15 protein-coding genes, 4 tRNA genes and 2 rRNA genes are annotated in these 19,602 nt (G+C 47.9%); 8 read left to right on the top strand and 13 right to left on the bottom strand.

What is annotated here, in order from left to right; all coding sequences use genetic code 11:
* Positions 1 to 102 precede the first annotated feature (102 nt).
* From L4D06_RS16975 to L4D06_RS16940, 8 genes are all read right to left on the bottom strand, one after another.
* Entirely contained in the window at positions 103 to 1,083 is a 981-nt protein-coding gene (locus tag L4D06_RS16975) for a peptide ABC transporter ATP-binding protein (RefSeq protein ID WP_429740508.1), read from the bottom strand.
* The gene (gene dppD / locus L4D06_RS16970) at positions 1,080 to 2,060 is read right to left on the bottom strand and encodes a dipeptide ABC transporter ATP-binding protein (protein ID WP_274166985.1); all 981 of its coding nucleotides are present in this window, start codon (positions 2,058 to 2,060) and stop codon (positions 1,080 to 1,082) included. Before dppD ends, L4D06_RS16975 begins: the two co-directional genes overlap by 4 nt.
* A 9-nt stretch (positions 2,061 to 2,069) precedes the next feature.
* Positions 2,070 to 2,975, bottom strand: coding sequence for a dipeptide ABC transporter permease DppC (gene dppC / locus L4D06_RS16965; protein WP_274166984.1), 906 nt, complete (start codon positions 2,973 to 2,975; stop codon positions 2,070 to 2,072).
* 11 nt (positions 2,976 to 2,986) lie between these two features.
* Positions 2,987 to 4,000: an ABC transporter permease subunit gene (locus L4D06_RS16960; protein WP_274166983.1), complete on the bottom strand. Its 1,014-nt coding sequence runs from the start codon at positions 3,998 to 4,000 to the stop codon at positions 2,987 to 2,989.
* 71 nt (positions 4,001 to 4,071) lie between these two features.
* Positions 4,072 to 5,664 carry an ABC transporter substrate-binding protein gene (locus tag L4D06_RS16955; RefSeq protein WP_429740507.1) on the bottom strand — a complete coding sequence of 531 codons (1,593 nt, stop codon included), beginning with the start codon at positions 5,662 to 5,664 and terminating at the stop codon, positions 4,072 to 4,074.
* Positions 5,665 to 6,690: 1,026 nt separating this feature from the next.
* Positions 6,691 to 6,767: transfer RNA gene (locus tag L4D06_RS16950), tRNA-Pro, on the bottom strand.
* A gap of 2 nt (positions 6,768 to 6,769) precedes the next feature.
* Positions 6,770 to 6,845 (bottom strand) — tRNA-His (locus tag L4D06_RS16945).
* Between the two features lie 38 nt (positions 6,846 to 6,883).
* Positions 6,884 to 6,960: transfer RNA gene (locus L4D06_RS16940), tRNA-Arg, on the bottom strand.
* Positions 6,961 to 7,302: 342 nt separating this feature from the next.
* On the opposite strand from L4D06_RS16940, the gene L4D06_RS16935 reads away from it, so the two are divergent.
* Both L4D06_RS16935 and L4D06_RS16930 read left to right on the top strand, forming a co-directional pair.
* The gene (locus L4D06_RS16935) at positions 7,303 to 7,719 is read left to right on the top strand and encodes a c-type cytochrome (protein ID WP_274166981.1); all 417 of its coding nucleotides are present in this window, start codon (positions 7,303 to 7,305) and stop codon (positions 7,717 to 7,719) included.
* Positions 7,720 to 7,856: 137 nt separating this feature from the next.
* The gene (locus L4D06_RS16930) at positions 7,857 to 8,435 is read left to right on the top strand and encodes a sugar O-acetyltransferase (protein WP_429740506.1); all 579 of its coding nucleotides are present in this window, start codon (positions 7,857 to 7,859) and stop codon (positions 8,433 to 8,435) included.
* 57 nt (positions 8,436 to 8,492) lie between these two features.
* Here L4D06_RS16930 and rep read toward each other — a convergent pair whose 3' ends face one another.
* The gene (gene rep / locus L4D06_RS16925) at positions 8,493 to 10,511 is read right to left on the bottom strand and encodes a DNA helicase Rep (protein ID WP_274166979.1); all 2,019 of its coding nucleotides are present in this window, start codon (positions 10,509 to 10,511) and stop codon (positions 8,493 to 8,495) included.
* 216 nt (positions 10,512 to 10,727) lie between these two features.
* Here rep and L4D06_RS16920 point away from each other — a divergent pair, with 216 nt between their 5' ends.
* From L4D06_RS16920 to ubiK, 4 genes are all read left to right on the top strand, one after another.
* Entirely contained in the window at positions 10,728 to 11,315 is a 588-nt protein-coding gene (locus tag L4D06_RS16920) for a TetR/AcrR family transcriptional regulator (RefSeq protein WP_274166978.1), read from the top strand.
* 35 nt (positions 11,316 to 11,350) lie between these two features.
* Positions 11,351 to 12,412, top strand: coding sequence for an efflux RND transporter periplasmic adaptor subunit (locus tag L4D06_RS16915; RefSeq protein ID WP_420791250.1), 1,062 nt, complete (start codon positions 11,351 to 11,353; stop codon positions 12,410 to 12,412).
* A gap of 9 nt (positions 12,413 to 12,421) precedes the next feature.
* On the top strand, positions 12,422 to 15,481 hold the full coding sequence (locus L4D06_RS16910; protein WP_429740505.1) for a multidrug efflux RND transporter permease subunit: 3,060 nt from the start codon (positions 12,422 to 12,424) through the stop codon (positions 15,479 to 15,481).
* A 185-nt stretch (positions 15,482 to 15,666) separates the two neighbouring features.
* Positions 15,667 to 15,927, top strand: coding sequence for a ubiquinone biosynthesis accessory factor UbiK (ubiK, locus tag L4D06_RS16905; protein ID WP_028025735.1), 261 nt, complete (start codon positions 15,667 to 15,669; stop codon positions 15,925 to 15,927).
* Positions 15,928 to 16,024: 97 nt separating this feature from the next.
* Here the strand turns inward: ubiK and ilvC are convergent, their stop codons facing one another.
* Entirely contained in the window at positions 16,025 to 17,509 is a 1,485-nt protein-coding gene (gene ilvC / locus L4D06_RS16900; RefSeq protein ID WP_274166975.1) for a ketol-acid reductoisomerase, read from the bottom strand.
* A 154-nt stretch (positions 17,510 to 17,663) separates the two neighbouring features.
* Between ilvC and ilvY the strand changes: the two genes are divergently transcribed.
* Together ilvY and L4D06_RS16890 are read left to right on the top strand one after the other, a co-directional pair.
* Positions 17,664 to 18,554, top strand: a complete 891-nt coding sequence (gene ilvY / locus L4D06_RS16895; RefSeq protein WP_429740504.1) for an HTH-type transcriptional activator IlvY — start codon at positions 17,664 to 17,666, stop codon at positions 18,552 to 18,554.
* Between the two features lie 100 nt (positions 18,555 to 18,654).
* Entirely contained in the window at positions 18,655 to 18,948 is a 294-nt protein-coding gene (locus L4D06_RS16890; protein WP_274166973.1) for a SemiSWEET transporter, read from the top strand.
* An 85-nt stretch (positions 18,949 to 19,033) separates the two neighbouring features.
* On the opposite strand, the gene L4D06_RS16885 is transcribed toward L4D06_RS16890, so the two are convergent.
* The 3 genes from L4D06_RS16885 to L4D06_RS16875 form a co-directional block, all read right to left on the bottom strand.
* A tRNA-Asp gene (locus tag L4D06_RS16885) sits at positions 19,034 to 19,110 on the bottom strand.
* A 106-nt stretch (positions 19,111 to 19,216) separates the two neighbouring features.
* Positions 19,217 to 19,332, bottom strand: a 5S ribosomal RNA gene (rrf, locus tag L4D06_RS16880).
* A 118-nt stretch (positions 19,333 to 19,450) separates the two neighbouring features.
* A 23S ribosomal RNA gene (locus L4D06_RS16875) occupies positions 19,451 to 19,602 on the bottom strand; the annotation flags it as partial.

Below are 19,602 nucleotides of genomic sequence, written 5' to 3'. Positions count from 1 at the left end.
GAGTGTTTATTGTTCAATACCTTATCGTAGCTCGATTTTGTGTTCTTCAGATCAAAATCTCGTCGAGATAGGGCAGCATTCACTGCCCTATCTACTCATAAACTACAACTGTTCATCAACCACAAAGCAGGCAATTTGGCGATCACTATACGTTTTTAGAACGGGCTGCTCATCAGCACACTTATCAATGGCATGGCGACACCTTGCATGAAACGCACAGCCCTTGGGTGGGTTAAGTGGGCTAGGAAGTTCACCCGTTAACTTGATACGCTCACGGCGATGCTCAGGGTCAAGACGTGGCGTTGCTGACAGCAATGCTTGTGTATAAGGATGTTGAGGGTTACTAAACAGCACTTCAGCCGTGCCCTTTTCTACACAACGCCCTAGATACATCACCATCACTTCGTCAGCAATGTGCTCTACCACGGACAGATCGTGCGAGATAAACACGTAAGACAAGCCCAACTCTTGCTGTAAATCCATCATGAGGTTGAGGACTTGCGCTTGAACGGACACATCCAAAGCGGAGACTGGCTCATCCGCCACCACCACTTCTGGGTTTAGCATCAAACCACGGGCTATCGCAATACGCTGGCGTTGCCCACCAGAGAACATATGCGGATATCGATCATAGTGCTCAGTTTTCAGGCCAACTTTCGCCATCATTTCCAGCGCTCGCGCTTTACGCTCGGCTTTGTTCAGATCGGTGTTTATTTCCAACGGTTCTTCAAGAATTTGTCCAATTTTTTTGCGGGGATTGAGCGAACCATAAGGATTCTGAAACACGATTTGAATCTTTTGGCGACGAAGCTTATCCGATTCAGGATCACGCTTAAGAAGATCTTTGCCTTGGAAATCCAACGTGCCACCTGTCGGCACTTCAATCATGGTGAGCAAACGTCCCAACGTGGATTTGCCACATCCTGACTCGCCCACCACTGCAAGGGTCTTTCCACGCTCTAGCGTAAAAGACACGCCATCCAGCGCCTTCACTTCAGCATCAGGTTTGAAGATGCCTTGCTTCACGGGATAGTACTTTTTCAAATCCACCGCATCGAGCAGTGGCGCTTGTTGATCACTCATCGCGTTGGCTCTCCCTGCTCATTCAATGGATAGTGGCATTTCACAGCACGCTCTGAAGGGCCTTGAATATCGGGCTCTTGCGAGCGACAAAGGTCAGTCGCATACGGGCAGCGCGGGTTCAGCAAACAGCCCGATGGCCTATCAAATAGGCCGGGCACCACGCCGGACAAAGAATCTAAGCGATCTTTCCCTGCGGAAGATTCTGGCAACGAGCGCAAGAGCGCTTGGGTGTAAGGGTGTTTGGGTGCTTTGAAGATAATATCGGATGACCCGGTTTCAACCACTTGTCCGGCATACATCACCATGACTTTGTGTGCAGCTTCCGCCACCAGCGCCAAATCATGGGTGATAAGGATAAGCGCCATGTTTTGCTCTTTTTGCAGATCGAGCAACAGGTCGATGATCTGTGCCTGAATGGTCACATCCAATGCTGTTGTTGGCTCATCCGCGATCAGCAAACGTGGGTTACACGCTATCGCCATGGCAATCATCACGCGCTGACTCATACCACCAGACAGTTGGTGTGGATACACTTTAAGGCGCGAGCCGGGGTCAGGAATTCCCACCAAGCGCAGCAATTCTTCTGCGCGCGCTTTACGCTCTTTTTTCGAGCCTCCTTGGTGTACTTCTAAGGCTTCCATGATTTGGTAACCCACCGTAAAACAAGGGTTCAAGCTGGTCATTGGGTCTTGGAAAATCATAGAGATTTCCGCCCCTGTCAGCTTTTTACGCTCTTTTTCTGGCATATCGAGAAGGTTACCCCCCGAAAATGCCACGGATTGAGCACTCACACGACCCGGAAAATCGATAAGCCCCATGATCGCCAATGAACTGACGGATTTACCCGAACCTGACTCACCAACGATGCCAAGGATTTCCCCCTCATCAATGGTGTAGCTAATTTTATCTACCGCTTTAAACGGTGCGCTCTCATCACCAAAATGCACGGAGAGCTGGTTTACTTCTAAAATCGCCATCTCACTCTCCTACTGCTTGAGTTTTGGATCGAGGGCATCACGTAAGCCATCGCCCATCAAGTTGAACGCGAGTACCGTCACCAAAATCGCCACGCCGGGGAAGGTCACCACCCACCACGCGGAGTTAATGAACTGACGCGCATCAGCCAACATGACACCCCACTCTGGCGTGGGTGGCTGCGCACCTAAGCCAAGGAAGCCCAACGCTGCCATATCCAAAATTGCGGCTGAGAAACCCAAGGTTGCTTGAACAATCAAAGGGGCTAGACAGTTAGGAAGGAGAACAGACACCATCAATCGGAAATGGCCTGCGCCTGCGACGCGAGAAGCGGTGACGTAGTCTCGGTTAATTTCCGACAACACAGAGGCTCGCGTTAAGCGAACATAGTGAGGAAGAGAAACAAACGAAATCGCCAAGGAGGCGTTAAAAATCGAAGGCCCAAGAATGGCAACGATAGCAATGGCAAGCAACAAGCTTGGCAATGCCAGCATGATGTCGACCAAGCGCATGATAGCGGTATCCACCATACCACCGAAGTAGCCGGCAGACAGGCCAAGGAACACGCCTATCACCAGTGAAATCACGACAACCATGCAACCGATAAGTAATGATAATCGAGCCCCATATATCAAACGCGAGAGAATATCTCGTCCAACATCGTCAGTGCCCAGAATGTAGCTCCAAGAACCGCCCTCAATCCATGCTGGCGGCATTAACAGCGCGTCACGAAATTGCTCCGTCGGGTCATGGGGCGCTACCCAAGGTGCGAGCGCAGCAATCACAATCACGACTGCGATATAGATCAGCCCTGCCAGTGCCCCTTTGTTCATTGAGAAATATGCCCAGAATTCGGCAAACGGCGTGAGCGGCTGCTTTTCCTGAGGAGGATTGGTGGTTTGTGTAGTATCAGTCATTTGTCACCCTCCTATTTACCGTGTCGAATACGCGGATTTACAACGCCGTAGAGAATATCGACGAGTAAATTAACCAAAATAATGATGGTCGCCACCAGCAAAATACCCCCCTGAACCACGGGGTAATCACGACGTCCGATGGATTCAATCAACCACTTACCTATCCCTGGCCACGCGAAGATGGTCTCGGTCAAAATCGCACCCGATAGCAAAATCCCTACCTGCAAGCCAATCACAGTGATAACGGGAATAAGGGCATTACGAAGGCCATGAATAAGAACAACACGCCAAGGCATCAGACCTTTTGCGCGCGCAGTACGAATGTAGTCTTCACCTAACACTTCTAGCATGGAAGAGCGGGTCATCCGCGCGATCACAGCCAGTGGAATAGTGCCAAGTGCAATAGCAGGCAGAATGAGATGATGAACAGCAGCACCGAATGCTCCCTCTTCACCAGACAGCCAGCTATCTATCAACATGAACCCCGTGACTTCATCCACCCAATAGGTCGCATCATCCATGCGTCCGGATACTGGCGTGAGGTCAAGACCAATAGAGAAAAACAGAATCAGTAACAATGCCCACCAAAAAATAGGCATGGAGTAACCCGTCAAAGAAACAGTCATTACGGTGTGATCGACAAAGGTACCGCGCTTAACGGCAGCAATAACACCTGCAGGTAGACCCACCAAAATCGCAAAAAGAGCGGCACAGAAGGCAAGCTCCATGGTGGCGGGGAAAAGCGTCATGAATTCTTTCAGCACTGGCTCTTTGGTGATCAAGGAATTGCCTAAATCTCCGTGGAGCAAGTTACCGATATAAATGAAATACTGCTCAAAAAGAGGCTTATCAAGACCCAACTCAGCCATCAACTGCGCATGACGTTCGGGTGACACACCGCGTTCGCCCGCCATCACTTCAATGGGGTCGCCGGGGATCATTCTGATAAGTGAAAACGTAAGCAGGGTTATGCCGATAAAGGTTGGGATCACCAGCCCTAATCGCTTAAGGATAAACTGCAACATACAACGACTCGCTCAAATGCCAGAAAGGCAAAACGCGGCTGCATAGCGCAGCCGCATAATTGGAATGGTGCTTATTCTTCGATGTCTACGCCATAGAAGATGTGACCGCCGAATGGGTCAATTTTGTAGTCTTTCACTTCTTTGCGAACAGGTTCAAAGACCACGGAGTGAGCGATGGTTACCCAAGGTGCTTGCTCTTTGAAGACCACTTGCGCTTCTTCGTACAGACGCGTGCGCTCTGCAACATCAGCAGTTTTCTTCGCTTGTTGGATCAGATCTTCAAACGGCTGATGACACCATTGCGCGCGGTTTGAACCACCAACACCAGAACAACCTAGCAGTACAGCAAGGAAGTTATCTGGGTCACCGTTGTCGCCCGTCCAACCTAGCAATACTGAGTCATGCTCACCGGCTTTAGAACGCTTGAGGTACTCGCCCCATTCGTACGTCACGATTTCCGCTTTCACGCCAACTTTTGCCCAGTCAGCCTGAATAACTTCTGCCATACGACGTGCATTCGGGTTGTAAGGACGCTGTACTGGCATTGCCCAAATGTTAGTGGTGAAGCCCTCTTCTAGACCTGCTTCTTTCAGCAATGCTTTGGCTTTATCAAGGTCGTATGCGTAGTCAGTGACCGCATCGTTGTAAGACCAAATTGTTGGTGGGATTGGGTTCTTCGCTGCTTTACCTGCACCTTGGAACACCGCGTCAATGATCGCTTCTTTGTTCACTGCCATATTTAGTGCTTGGCGAACTCGTACATCATCAAACGGTTTCTTTTGCGTATTGAAGCCAAGGTAGCCCACATTCAAGCCTTCCTGATTCATCAGGTTCACCGCGTCATCAGTACGCATGCGCTTGAGATCGGCAGGGTTTGGGTACGGCATCACATGACACTCACCTTTTTGCAGCTTGGCGTAGCGTACTGAAGCATCAGGTGTGATCGAGAAGACCAAGCGGTCAATCGGTGCTTTGCCTTCAAAGTATGTTGGATGCGCTAAATAGCGAATGGTGGAATCTTTCTTGTAGCCCGCCAATTTGAATGGACCTGTACCCGATGGTTCAAAGTCGATTTTCTCTGGCGTGCCTGCTTTCAATAGCTGATCAGCTTGCTCCGCTGACATGATTGATGCGAAATCCATGGCAAGGTTAGCGATGAACGGCGCTTCTGGGCGTGTAAGATTGAAGACAACGGTGTTGTCATCCACTTTCTCGATGGACTTGATTAAGTCACCCATTTCCATGGCGTTGAAGTACTCGTAAGAGCCGCCTGAAATTTTGTGGTAAGGGTGGCCTTCATCTTTCTGACGCATGAAGGAAAAGATCACGTCATCAGCATTAAAATTACGCGTTGGTGAGAACTCTTTGGTTTTGTGAAATGTAACGCCTTCACGCAATTTAAAGGTGTATTTCATCCCGTCATCAGACACGGTCCAATACTCGGCTAACCCTGGGCCGATTTTTGTCGTACCGCGTTCAAACTGAACAAGACGATTAAATATTTGACGTGAACTGGCATCGAAAGTGGTGCCCGAGGTGTAAAGCGATGGGTTGAATCCTTCCGGAGAGCCCTCAGAGCAATAAACCAAAGTTTTTGCCTGAACGCCGACAGCCACAGCTGACGCGATCAAAGCTACGCTCAGCTTCAACATTCCTGTTTTCATCGTTTGGCTCCAATATGATGTGAACAATAATCAATCACACATCATGCTCAGAGGTAAGCGACATGTTTGCCATCCTACGAAGAGTTTTACGGTGGCTGCTTGTCAGTTAGAGCTGCAAGCAAACCATGTCGAAAAGCATGAGAGTGACCAGTCAAAAATTGCGCATTCGATGCGCAATTTGTTGATAAATCAATCTGGCAAAGATTTCACAAAAAATCAACAAAGCAGCACGAAATTCCATACCTTCCCTCTCAAAACGCATATTTAGTCATCATGACATAAGATACCGAATATGATATAAAAACAATGATATAAATAAATGCTTTAAAATCATCATGTTAAACTTAACGAATTGATTTTATAAGTCGACACATAGGATTTAACAACAGAATAGAGAGCATGGATAATCCAGGCGATACAAACTAAGTGATGTAGTGACATTCGAAACATTTGCTAGCATTTACGACCAGTAAATCACCACCTTTCCAGCACAATCATCGAATCATCAATCCATGCATCATGAATAAATACCGATGTTATCGTGCATTTATTTAACGACAGCGGCTGCTGTTCAGTATGACAAACTTCAAAGAAAACATAATTTCCTGTTCTGTCACTCCCCAATGGTCATAAACGAAACACTTATCCGTGCAAACACTAACCATATACATTTCATCGCAGCGTTGAATATTACTCAACGATGACAAAACAAATCATGCTGAGTCGCTGTTAACAAGTCATCTCATTGAATTAAAACATTCTTCGTAATATGTGGCGGATTATCTGGTAACAATAAAAGGCTGATTTTGTGTGGGTATTAATTAAGAGACAAAAAAGCCCGCTCTACTGAGCGGGCTTTATCTGAATGTGATCATTAAGAGATATTCGGTGGGGCTTGCCATCAAGCGTGGCGGCCTTCCAAATGGTTCGACACGTCGACCCGACCTTGGATTGGCAAAATCTAAACTCTTTTCCAAACTACAAATACGAAAAAGCCCGCTCTATTGAGCGGGCTTAATCTGAATGTGGTCGGTGAAGAGGGATTCGAACCCCCGACCCTCTGGTCCCAAACCAGATGCGCTACCAAACTGCGCTATTCACCGAGTGGGGTGGCTAACGGGACTTGAACCCGCGACAACTGGAATCACAATCCAGGACTCTACCAACTGAGCTATAGCCACCACATTATTTTTTTGCCAATTTCTTGCTGTATCCGGATTGGCGCACCCGACAGGATTCGAACCTGCGACCTTTGGCTCCGGAGGCCAACGCTCTATCCAGCTGAGCTACGGGCGCTTGTCCCTGTCGGCGGAGTCGCATATTACGGATATCACCCCTTGCCGTCTAGCACTTTTTTTAATTTTTTTTCCGAGCGCTCTGTTTTTGTCCAATCAGAATAAAAACCGCACTAACAGGCGTAATCATAACGGTTTAACGCAACAATCTAAAGCGCTATAATCACTTAGTGTTTACACGGAGTTAACCTAATCACGGCATAGCTTCGTAGTCAGTCTTATCACAAATGCTAAAAAGATCGCTCCAGTTAGACGATCAAGACCCTTTAGTTGTGATAAAAATAACTAACAGCATAAAAAACGCCCGAATTATCGGAGCCAAAAACATATTGGGAGTGAAACCGTGAGCGCAAAGGGAATTTTTTTACGTTTAGCAGTGTCAGCTATCGCCGCGCTGTCTCTGATAGGCGCAGCAAATGCTGCAGACATGTCTGAAGAAGCCATTGCAGAGCGAATCGCACCGGTTGGCTCAGTCTATTTAGAAGGCCAAGCCCCTGTTGAAGCCGCAATGGCTCCTGCTGGCCCTCGTGCAGGTGATGCCGTATACAACACCTATTGCATGGCCTGCCACTCTACTGGCGCTGCAGGCGCTCCCAAAGCAGGTGATGCTGCCGCTTGGGAACCACGTTTAGCACAAGGCAGAGATACGCTGATAAGCCACGCTATTAATGGCTTTAATGGCATGCCCGCGAAAGGGACATGTATGGATTGTTCCGATGATGAAATCGTGGCAGCAATCGATCACATGCTGTCTCTATAAACGGACTGCAATACGCGATAAAAGCGACCTCATGGTCGCTTTTTTGTTTTTGACATCCAAAATCTGGCAGTAATCACACTGACAGATCTGCATAAACTCCTCATAATGTATGGGTGTTTAATCCCGAGTCACGCAACATGACCGAATTCGAAAAAATGTCTCAAGGACATGCATTTAATGGCATAGACGATGAGATCAGCACCATTCGAGCTAATGCCTTTCATCTTCTCAAAACCCTCAATGAGCAACGCAGCGATAGTATCGCGGATATCGCCAACGCATTGTTTGGCAGCTTTGACCCAGAATCCATGGTGATGGCGCCCTTTCAGTGCGAGTTTGGTAAGAACATCCATATCGGCCATCAAACTTTTCTGAACATGGGAGTAGTGATGCTTGATGGCGCGCCAATCACTATCGGCAGCAATGTATTAATTGGCCCGAATTGCCAGTTTTACACAGCTTCACATCCTTTGGACTACCGCCGGAGACGCCAATGGGAAACGTACTGTAAACCTATTGTGGTGGAAAACGACGTATGGATTGGCGGGAGCACTGTTATTTGTCAGGGTGTGACAATCGGCGCACGCTCCGTTATTGCGGCCAACTCAGTGGTCACTCGCGATGTACCACCAGATTCTTTGGTTGGTGGGTCGCCAGCCAAAGTCATTCGCAAGATCCATGAAAACGAAACCGAGGAAGAAACCGGCCTCGTCTAATGTGTTCAATACGCTTCGTTCACCCATTAAAAAAGCCAGCTTTCGCTGGCTTTTCAGTTAATCTTTGTTGAGCATCGCACGGAGGTTGGCAATGGCAGCCGTTCCTTTTGCCATCCGCTCTTCTTGGGTTTGAGGTTTTTTCTTCTCCTCCCACTCAACATCGTCGTAAGGAAGCTCTTCAAGGAAGCGGCTTGGCATTGGCTTAATCAACTCTCCATACTGACGACGCTCTTTGCACAGCGTAAAGGTCATTTCTTTTTGCGCACGAGTAATGCCCACGTACGCTAAACGACGCTCTTCCTCGACATTGTCTTCATCAATGCTCGATTGATGCGGCAATAAACCCTCTTCCATGCCAATCAAGAACACGTAAGGAAACTCTAGACCTTTCGATGCGTGCAACGTCATCAACTGTACTTGGTCAGCATCGTCGTTGTCTTCGCCACGCTCCATCATGTCTCGTAATGTCAAACGCTGAACGACTTCACGCAGCGTTTTCGGCTCGTTGTCATAATTGTCTCCTTCAAGATCAGCCACAATCCAGCTGTATAAGTCAGAGACATTTTTCATCGCCATTTCCGCCGCTTTTGGGCTAGAAGACGTTTCATACAGCCAATCTTCATAGTGAGAATCACGCACAAGCGAGCGTACTGCATCCACCGCATCACCCCGTTCAAACTGATCAGACAACTCTACGATCCAACGTGTAAAACGCTCAATGGATTCTAATCCACGTCCCGTAAGGTGCTGCTGTAGACCGATTTCAAAACTGGCCGAAAATAGGCTTTTTCCACGCATGTTTGCGTATGTTCCCAGCTTTTCGAGTGTCACTGGGCCAATTTCACGACGTGGTGTATTTACAATTCTAAGGAAAGCGTTGTCGTCATCTTGGTTCGTTAACAAACGCAGATACGCCATGATGTCTTTGATTTCGGCACGCGCGAAAAACGAGGTTCCCCCTGAAATCTTGTAAGGAATCCGGTTTTGCATCAGGGCTTTTTCAAACAAACGTGACTGATGGTTACCGCGATACAAAATCGCATAATCTTTGTAATCAGAGCGATGCATGTAGCGGTGCGCAATGATTTCCCCCACCACTCGCTCTGCTTCATGATCTTCATTGTTGGCTTTGAGCACTTTTAGCATTTCGCCATCTGGCAACGTCGAGAACAACGTTTTCTCAAACACGTGCGGGTTATTGGCAATCAAGATATTTGCCGAGCGCAAAATACGGCTGGTTGAACGGTAGTTCTGCTCAAGTTTGATCACTTTGAGACTTGGGAAATCCTGACTCAACATCAACAGGTTTTTAGGCTGTGCACCGCGCCAGCTATAAATGGATTGGTCATCATCCCCAACCACAGTAAAACGCGCACGCTCCCCCACCAGCATTTTCACCAATTGATATTGGCTGGTGTTGGTATCTTGATATTCATCCACCAGCAAATAACGAATCTTACTCTGCCAGCGCTCTCTCACCTCTTGGTTGGTTTTCAGCAAGATCACTGGCATCAAGATCAGATCATCAAAATCCAATGCGTTGTAAGCCTTCATCTGCTTTTGATACATGGTGTAGCAGTGCGCGAACAATTGGTCACGCTCTCCCATCGCAACGGATTCAGCCTGCTGCGGCGTGAGCATGTCGTTTTTCCAATTGGAGATGGTATGTAGCAATTGCTTGAGTAAATCTTTATCGCCCTCTAGCTCATCTTCCGTCAGCTCTTTTAACAGTGCCATTTGATCTTGGTCGTCAAATAAAGAGAAGCCTGCTTTCAACCCCAAGCTTTTATATTCACGGCGAATGATGTTGAGCCCGAGGGTGTGAAACGTAGAGACGGTTAAGCCACGCGATTCTTGCTTACCAAGAGTTTGACCAACACGTTCTTTCATCTCACGCGCCGCTTTGTTGGTAAACGTCACCGCTGCGATATGGCGTGCTTTGTAGTCGCACTGTTGTACGAGGTACGCAATTTTGTTGGTGATAACGCGTGTCTTCCCTGAGCCAGCGCCTGCCAATACCAAGCACGGTCCGGACACGTGGTGGACGGCGTCATTTTGGGCTGGGTTCAGTTTCATGGTGTCCTCGATGATTTAGGCAATAGTTAGCACGTGTATTGTATACCCAGCAATCTCAAGATGCTTGTTCAGTGAAAATTTGTTTAGGTATCCCAGAAACACTCGTCGATATCGTTTTCAATAAAAAACTCAATAAATTCAATGCCGACTTTATCTTGCACCACGCATCAAAAAACATACAATGAATGAACGTTCATTCATTGAGAGCGCTGTGTTATGTCTGATAAGAAAACACAGATCCTAGAAGCAACGGAACATTTACTCGCAAAACACGGTTTCGACCGCCTCTCTATGCAGATGGTGGCAAAAGAAGCGGGTGTCGCCGCGGGAACAATTTACCGTTACTTTTCGGACAAAGAAGATTTGTTAAGCCAGCTAAGGAGCCATGTTGTTCGCCAATGCGCGACCAAGATGCTCGGAGGCTTCAGTCATAACATGTCTTTGAAACAACAATTTGTCACGCTGTGGTTAAACGCTTGGCGATTAACGATCAGCCGTGATGACAACGCGATTAACCGAGAACAGTTTGACAGTCTGCCTTACCAAAACAATGGCGAGCAGAGAGCAACAGAAAGAGAGGCTTTTTCTGCTGTTCATCAGTTTTTCCAACTTGGGATCGCAGATGGAACGTTTAAACCCCTTTCCACCGACGTGCTGTCCGGCATAGGTCTTGAACCGGCAATTTGTTTAGCGCGGAAACAGGTGAAAGGGATTATATCCCTTGACGAATCAGCACTCGATAGCGTGATCAACGCTTGCTGGGACGCAATTTGCCTTCATAAAGAATCGGAGCAATCTACATGAAGAAATGGTTAATTATGCTAGCCATTGTGGCGGCTATGGCCGCGCCAGTCCTCTATAAACTTAATGACAACCTAGCTAAATACGAAGCCTTTAAGAACATGCCAGAAGCAGAGTTCCCAGTGACTGTTGCTGAAATGGTATCGACGGATTGGGTACCAACCATCCAAGCAATCGGCTTCATCGAACCGAATCAAGGTGTCACGCTGACCAGCGAAGTGAGCGGTGTTATCGAAACTATCAATTTCGAATCCGGTCAAACTGTGAAAACGGGTGATGTTCTGCTGGCGCTCGATTCTAAAGTGGAAGTAGCAAACCTTAAGAGTACCCAAGCTCGTTTGCCTGCAGCTGAAGCGAAATACAAACGCTACCAAGGATTGTTCCGTAAAGGGTCAATTTCCAAAGAAGCATTGGACGAAGCAGAAGCGAATTTCCGTTCACTTCAAGCGGATGTAGAAAGCCTCAACGCTTCTATCGACCGTCGCACTATCGATGCGCCATTCGATGGCATTGTCGGCCTGCGCAACGTATTCCTTGGACAATACTTGCAGCCTGGCAATGAAATTGTGCGCCTAGAAGACACCTCTATCATGCGCCTTCGCTTTACTGTTCCTCAGACAGATATTGCGAAAATCAAACTGGGTCAACAGATCGACATTTCTGTCGATGCGTATCCTGACACCCCGTTCACCGGGAAAATCAGCGCGATTGAACCTGCGGTTAACTACCAAAGCGGCTTGATCCAAGTACAGGCTGACATTCCAAACAACCACGGTCAGTTGCGCTCAGGTATGTTTGCTCGTGCCAACATCATCTTGCCAACCTTCGAGAATCAAATCGTTGTGGCGCAAACCGCCATCAATTTCACGCTTTACGGTGAGAATGTGTATGTACTTCGTGAAGAAGACGGTGAAATGCGCGCATATCAGCAAGTGGTAAAAGTTGGTGAGCGTAAAGGTCACATTGCACAAGTGCTTGATGGCTTGAAAGCTGGCGACAAAGTGGTGACGTCTGGTCAAGTTCGCTTGAGTAACGGCGCTAAGGTGAATGTTGTAGAAAGCGATGCCCTAAACCCACCGGCTGAGCTGCCACAACTGTAAGAGGCCGCCATGAAATTCACTGATATTTTCATAAAGCGTCCGGTGCTAGCGATATCGATCAGTTTTCTGATCGCTTTGCTGGGCCTGCAATCGATGTTCAAGATGCAGGTGCGCGAATATCCGGACATGACCAATACTGTGGTCACCATTTCCACCAGTTACTACGGTGCGAGTGCTGATCTCATTCAGGGCTTTATTACCACGCCGCTTGAGCAAGCGGTCGCGCAAGCCGACAACATCGACTTCATGACGTCTGAGTCTGTCTTGGGCTCGTCGACAATTACGGCGTACATGAAGCTCAACACCGACCCGAATGCCGCCCTTGCCGATATATTGGCGAAGGTGAATTCAGTACGTGCGCAGCTACCTGGCGAATCAGAGGACCCATCGGTATCGATGTCGACGGGCTCGACGACAGCGGTGATGTATATCGGCTTTACGTCTGAAGAGCTCGACTCAAGCCAAATTACTGACTATCTAGAGCGTGTGACCAAACCACAGCTATTTACAGTCAGCGGTGTTGCAAGTATTGACCTATACGGTGGTCTGAAATACGCCCTTCGCGTCTGGTTAGACCCTGCGAAGATGGCGGCTTTCAACCTTACCGCAACGGATGTGATGGGCGTGTTAAACGCCAACAACTTCCAATCTGCGACGGGTCAGTCGATTGGTACCTATATGGTATACAACGGCTCGGCAGATACGCAGGTTTCGGATACGGAAGAACTTAAACGTCTTGTTGTCGCTACTCAGAATGGTCAAGTGCTTCGCCTTGGTGATATTGCTGACGTCTCATTAGAGAAGAGTCACGATGTCTACCGCGCAACAGCAAATGGCTCTGAGGCGGTTGTTGCAGCAATCAACGCGGCACCAACAGCCAACCCAATCAACATTGCCGCTGATGTACTCAAGAAGCTACCTGATCTTGAGCGCAACATGCCAAGCAACATCAAGATGAACATCCTTTATGATTCGACCGTTGCCATTAACGAATCGATTTATGAAGTTGTAAAAACCATCATCGAAGCTGCATTGATTGTATTGGTTGTGATTACCTTGTTCTTGGGTTCATTCCGAGCGGTATTGATCCCTATCATCACCATCCCACTGTCTCTAATTGGTGTGGCCATGATGATGGAGCTATTCGGTTTCTCGTTAAACTTGATGACGCTACTGGCGATGGTATTGGCCATCGGTCTGGTGGTCGATGATGCGATCGTCGTTTTGGAGAACGTTGACCGGCATATCAAGCTCGGTGAACCGCCTTTCCGTGCAGCGATCATTGGTACGCGAGAAATTGCGGTGCCTGTTATTTCGATGACACTGACTCTGGCGGCAGTATATGCCCCTATTGCTCTAATGGGTGGTATCACCGGTTCGCTGTTCAAAGAGTTCGCGTTGACGCTTGCTGGTGCGGTATTTGTCTCCGGTATCATCGCATTGACGCTATCTCCGATGATGTGTTCGAAGATGCTTAAGGCCAATGAGCAACCAAGCAAATTCGAAGCGAAGGTCCATCATTTCCTTGATGCGATGACTCAACGCTACGCCACAATGCTGAGAGGCGTGATGGGCATGCGTCCAGTGATCATCACTTTCGCTGTTATTGTGTTCGCAAGCTTACCAATGCTGTTCAAATTGATCCCAAGCGAACTAGCGCCAGCTGAAGACAAAGGTGTGTTGGTAATGATGGGTACAGCGCCGTCTACGGCCAACCTTGATTACATTCAAAACACCATGGCAGAAGTGAACCAGAAACTGGCTGAACAACCTGAAGTGGCGTTCTCTCAAGTGTTCTCTGGTGTGCCTAAATCAAATCAGGCGTTTGGTATTGCCTCACTCGTTCCATGGAGTGAGCGTGAAGCCAGCCAGGCTGATGTCGTGCAGCGTATGGGTGTGGAAGTGAAGGATATTCCTGGAATGGCTGTCACTGCCTTCCAGATGCCTGAACTACCAGGTGCCTCTTCAGGCTTGCCTATTCAATTTGTTATTACCACGCCGAACAACTTCGAAAGCTTGTTCCAAGTTGCGTCTGATATCTTGGCTGAAGTGAAGAGCAACCCTCAGTTTGTTTACTCAGACATGGATTTGAACTTCGATTCTGCGACGATGAAAATCAACATCGACAAAGACAAGGCTGGTGCTTATGGCGTAACCATGCAGGACATCGGTATTACTTTGGGCACCATGATGGCGGACGGTTATGTTAACCGTATCGACCTTGATGGTCGTTCATACGAGGTGATCCCGCAGGTTGCACGTAAGTTCCGCCAAAACCCAGAGTCTGTCGAAGGTTACTACGTCCGTTCCGCAAACGGTGATGCCGTGCCTTTGGGCTCGCTCATTACTATCGATGTGATTGCAGAGCCACGCTCACTGCCTCACTTCAACCAGCTTAACTCAGCCACGATCAGTGTTGCCGCTGCAGGTATGCCAATGGGTGATGTGATCAACTGGTTTGAAAACATCGCGGCAGAAAAACTGCCTGCGGGCTATCAGCATGATTACTTAGGTGAGTCTCGTCAGTTCGTGACGGAAGGTAGCGCGCTTGTCGGTACCTTCATGCTGGCTTTGGCCGTTATCTTCTTGGTTCTGGCGATTCAGTTTGAGTCATTACGTGACCCGCTGGTGATCTTGGTATCTGTTCCATTGGCTATTTGTGGCGCATTGATTGCGTTGGCATCTGGCGCGGCGACCATGAACATCTACTCGCAGGTTGGTTTGATTACTTTGATTGGTCTAATTACCAAGCACGGTATTTTGATCTGTGAAGTCGCCAAAGAAGAACAGCTCCACAATGGCCTGAGCAAGATGGACGCGGTAATGGAAGCGGCGAAAGTCCGTCTACGACCGATCTTGATGACAACCGCAGCGATGATCGCGGGTCTTATTCCACTGATGTACGCAACAGGTGCTGGTGCAGCTCAACGCTTCAGTATCGGTATTGTTATCGTCGCAGGTCTGGCGATTGGTACGCTGTTTACCTTGTTCGTGCTACCTGTCATCTATTCTTACCTTGCTAGCCGCCATGAGCCGCTACCTGAGTTTGAAGAAGACTTGAAGGCATAAGCCAGCAAACATTAATGTACTGATGCCAATGTGAATCTTCGCATCAAAATAAAGGGTCTCTGAGTGAGACCCTTTTTATATTTTCACGTATAGAAAAGCATCGCCATCCGACAAATGTACAAAAGACAGTTTCGACAAAAGCAGTCGTGTTGCTTAGAATAACGGCATCAAATAAGGAGTAACGCATGTTCGATCCCAAAAAGCTGGAGCAAATCGCCAAGCAAATCCATGAGTCAATGCCAAAGCCAGTGAAGGATCTGGGCAATGACGTTGAACAGAAAGTACGTGAAGTGATTCAAGGTCAACTCGCTAAACTAGATGTAGTGAGTCGAGAAGAGTTTGATGTGCAAACCCAAGTCCTCCTTCGCACTCGCCAAAAGCTAAGTGAAATGGAGCAGAAGTTGGCGGAGTTCGAGCAGAAGTTAAACGAGAAATCTGACGCATAATCATTGCGGTTCAATAAGTCGGTTTTCAAGCAAAACCAGAATTAAAAAACCCGGCTTTCGCCGGGTTTTTCGTATTCAATTCGTCAGTGCGAAATAATTAGTCACCAACCGCAATGCGCTTCATGTCAGTCATGTAGCCACGTAGCTCTTGACCAATCCACTCTACAGGGTGGTTGCGTAGCGCGTCGTTAACAGCAATTAAGGTTGCGTTGTCAGCGTCGTTGCCTACATCGCCAAGACCTTTACCAATAACGTCAGTACCAACACCTGGCATGAACTTCTCACGAAGCAGTGGTGTTGCAACGTTTGCGAACAGGTAGTTACCGTATTCAGCCGTGTCAGAGATTACCACGTTCATTTCGTACAGACGCTTACGTGCAACAGTGTTTGCAATCAATGGAAGCTCGTGCAGTGACTCGTAGTATGCAGACTCTTCAATGATGCCTGATGCAGTCATTGCTTCAAACGCCAGCTCAACACCCGCGCGAACCATTGCAACCATCAAGATACCGTTGTCGAAGTACTCTTGCTCAGAGATCTTAACGTCTGAATCTGGGTATTGTTCAAATGCAGTTTCAGCAGTCTCTTCACGCCAGCCTAGTAGGTTTGCGTCATCATTTGCCCAGTCAGCCATCATGGTTGATGAGAAGTGACCAGAGATGATGTCGTCCATATGCTTGTTGTAAAGCGGACGCATCAGATCTTTAAGATCTTCTGACAATTCAAATGCTTTGATCTTCGCAGGGTTAGAAAGACGATCCATCATGTGAGTGATGCCACCGAACTTAAGCGCTTCAGTGATCGTTTCCCAACCAAACTGCAGCAGTTTACCGGCGTAGCTTGGGTCAATACCATCAGCAACCATCTTCTCGTAACATACGATTGAACCCGCTTGAAGCATGCCACAAAGAATGGTTTGCTCACCCATCAGGTCAGATTTAACTTCAGCAACGAAAGATGACTCAAGAACACCTGCGCGGTGACCACCCGTTGCAGCAGCCCAAGCTTTTGCGATTTCGTGACCTTCACCTTGTGGGTCGTTCTCTGGGTGAACGGCCATCAGAGTAGGAACACCGAAACCACGCTTGTACTCTTCACGTACTTCCGTACCTGGGCACTTAGGTGCAACCATCACTACTGTGATGTCTTTACGAATTTCCATACCTTCTTCAACGATGTTGAAGCCGTGCGAGTAGCCCAGTGCAGCGCCTTGTTTCATCAATGGCATTACAGCACTAACAACGCTGGTGTGTTGTTTGTCTGGTGTTAGGTTAACGACCAAGTCTGCTTGTGGGATCAGGTTTTCGTAGTTATCTACGTTGAAGCCGTTTTCTTTGGCGTTCTTGTAAGACTGACGTTGCTCGTCGATAGCAGCTTGGCGAAGTGCATAAGACACGTCTAGGCCAGAGTCACGCATGTTTAGGCCTTGGTTAAGACCTTGCGCACCACAACCAACAATAACCACTTTCTTACCTTTTAGGTAATCCGCTTCATTGGCAAATTCCGCTTTGTCCATAAAACGGCAAACACCCAGCTGAGCAAGTTGCTCGCGTAGGTTCAAGGTATTGAAATAGTTAGACATGTCGAATACTCCGTAAGAAAAATCTGTCCTTGAGCGATGTGTGCATGACAAGCTGCCACACCGAATTGGGTTCATAATAGATCAGGCAGTAAATTGCTTAAAGTGATATATTCACAACATGTAATTGCAATTTATGCAACATAAGAGATCGACAATGGACGTCAAACATCTTCAGTTCTTCATCCACCTTTGCGATAGCAAAAACTTTTCAAAAACTGCTGCGGCGATGCACATCAGTCCATCAGCCTTAAGCCGACAGATACAAAAGCTCGAACAAGAAGCCAATCAGCAGCTTTTCCTTCGAGACAACAGAAGTGTTGTGCTGACGCCTGCTGGGAAAAAACTATTACCTATAGCGATGAGAATACTGTCGGAATGGCAGCAATACCAAAGCCAAGCAGACGCATCAGAACACGACTTACGAGGCGAACTCCGCCTATTTTGCTCAGTGACTGCCAGCTATAGCCATTTACCCGAATTGCTCTCAGAGTTCCGTATTCGTCATCCCTTTATTGAGCTTAAGCTCTCCACAGGCGACCCCGCACAAGCCATCGACAAAGTGCTTCTTGATGAAGCCGACATCGCAATATCAGCAAGACCAGAGCAACTGCCTGCCAAAGTAGCATTCAAAGCGATTAGCGAAGTACCGCTATCGGTTATTGCACCTGCGGGTGTCAGTAGCTTTGCTGAGGCTCTACAAAAAGAAACGCCTGATTGGCACGCGATTCCATTCATCGTACCCGAAGCAGGTACAGCCAGAGAAAGAGCCAACACTTGGTTCAAGCAGATGAAGATAAAACCCAACATCTACGCGCAAGTATCTGGCCATGAAGCGATCGTGAGCATGGTTGCCTTGGGCTGTGGGGTGGGTATCGCGCCAGATGTTGTCATCAACAACAGTCCTGTGAGGGAGAAGATTGAGCGGCTACGTCTGGCACCCATCAAGCCTTTTGAGCTGGGGGTGTGTAGCCTGCGCTCACAGCTGGATAACGCTTTAGTTAAGGCGCTGTGGGATATCGCAGAAGAGAAAAACATCAAGAATTAGGCGAATATCAATTCCGTCTCATGCATGAATCAACAAGGTTTGTCAGTTCCACGCAACGACGTCTATTCTGCCTTCATTGACACTTACAGGCAGACATAAAATGTCATTTATAGAAAGAGTAGGAAAAGCGCTAGAACCACTCATGTTAGCAATGGGTTTAATAAGCCCTCTGGCAACACTCCCGCAAATATACAAACTCTATTTCTCTCACAGTGAAAGTGCTGAGGGTTTATCGCTAATAACATGGCTGCTTTACACGTTTATTGCATCGCTCTGGACCATATATGGGCTGTATCACAAGAACCCAACTATTTGGGTTGGTAACGGGCTGGGGTTCATCATGTATGTCGCGATGGTCGTAGGGATTATCGCTCATGCAGGCATGACGTTTTAAGCCTGAATCTCTCTGATCTGCTTACAACGCCAAAACCCTCAGACGATAAAAAGCCCCGCTATTGCTAGCGAGGCTTYTTAATAAATGGCGGAGCGGACGGGACTCGAACCCGCGACCCCCGGCGTGACAGGCCGGTATTCTAACCAACTGAACTACCGCTCCACACGGTGATAAACAGTCTCCTGTCTATCCGATACATGTCGTTCAACTCACGTATCTAATCTTTTTGCCTTCATCTTTTTCTTAAAAAGACGAAAACGAATTTGAAGCCTGGCGATGTCCTACTCTCACATGGGGAGACCCCACACTACCATCGGCGCTGTTACGTTTCACTACTGAGTTCGGCATGGGATCAGGTGGGTCCATAACGCTATGGTCGCCAAGCAAATTTTGTTGTGTTTCCCGCCTAAGCGAAAAACGAAAATCTGGGAAAATGTCTGACTAGCTTCTCTTACACATTCAATGTTCTACTTTGAGTCTGCTAAAACCCCTTGGGTGTTGTATGGTTAAGCCTCACGGGCAATTAGTATCAGTTAGCTCAACGCCTCGCAGCGCTTACACACCTGACCTATCTACGTCGTAGTCTTCAACAACCCTTTAGAGACCTTAAAGGTCTAGGGATGACTCATCTTGAGGCTCGCTTCGCGCTTAGAT

The organism is Enterovibrio makurazakiensis (genome assembly GCF_050336585.1).
Lineage (GTDB): Bacteria > Pseudomonadota > Gammaproteobacteria > Enterobacterales > Vibrionaceae > Enterovibrio > Enterovibrio gelatinilyticus.
Note: the sequence above shows the minus strand (reverse complement) of the source record. Positions and strands in the feature narration are given on the sequence as shown.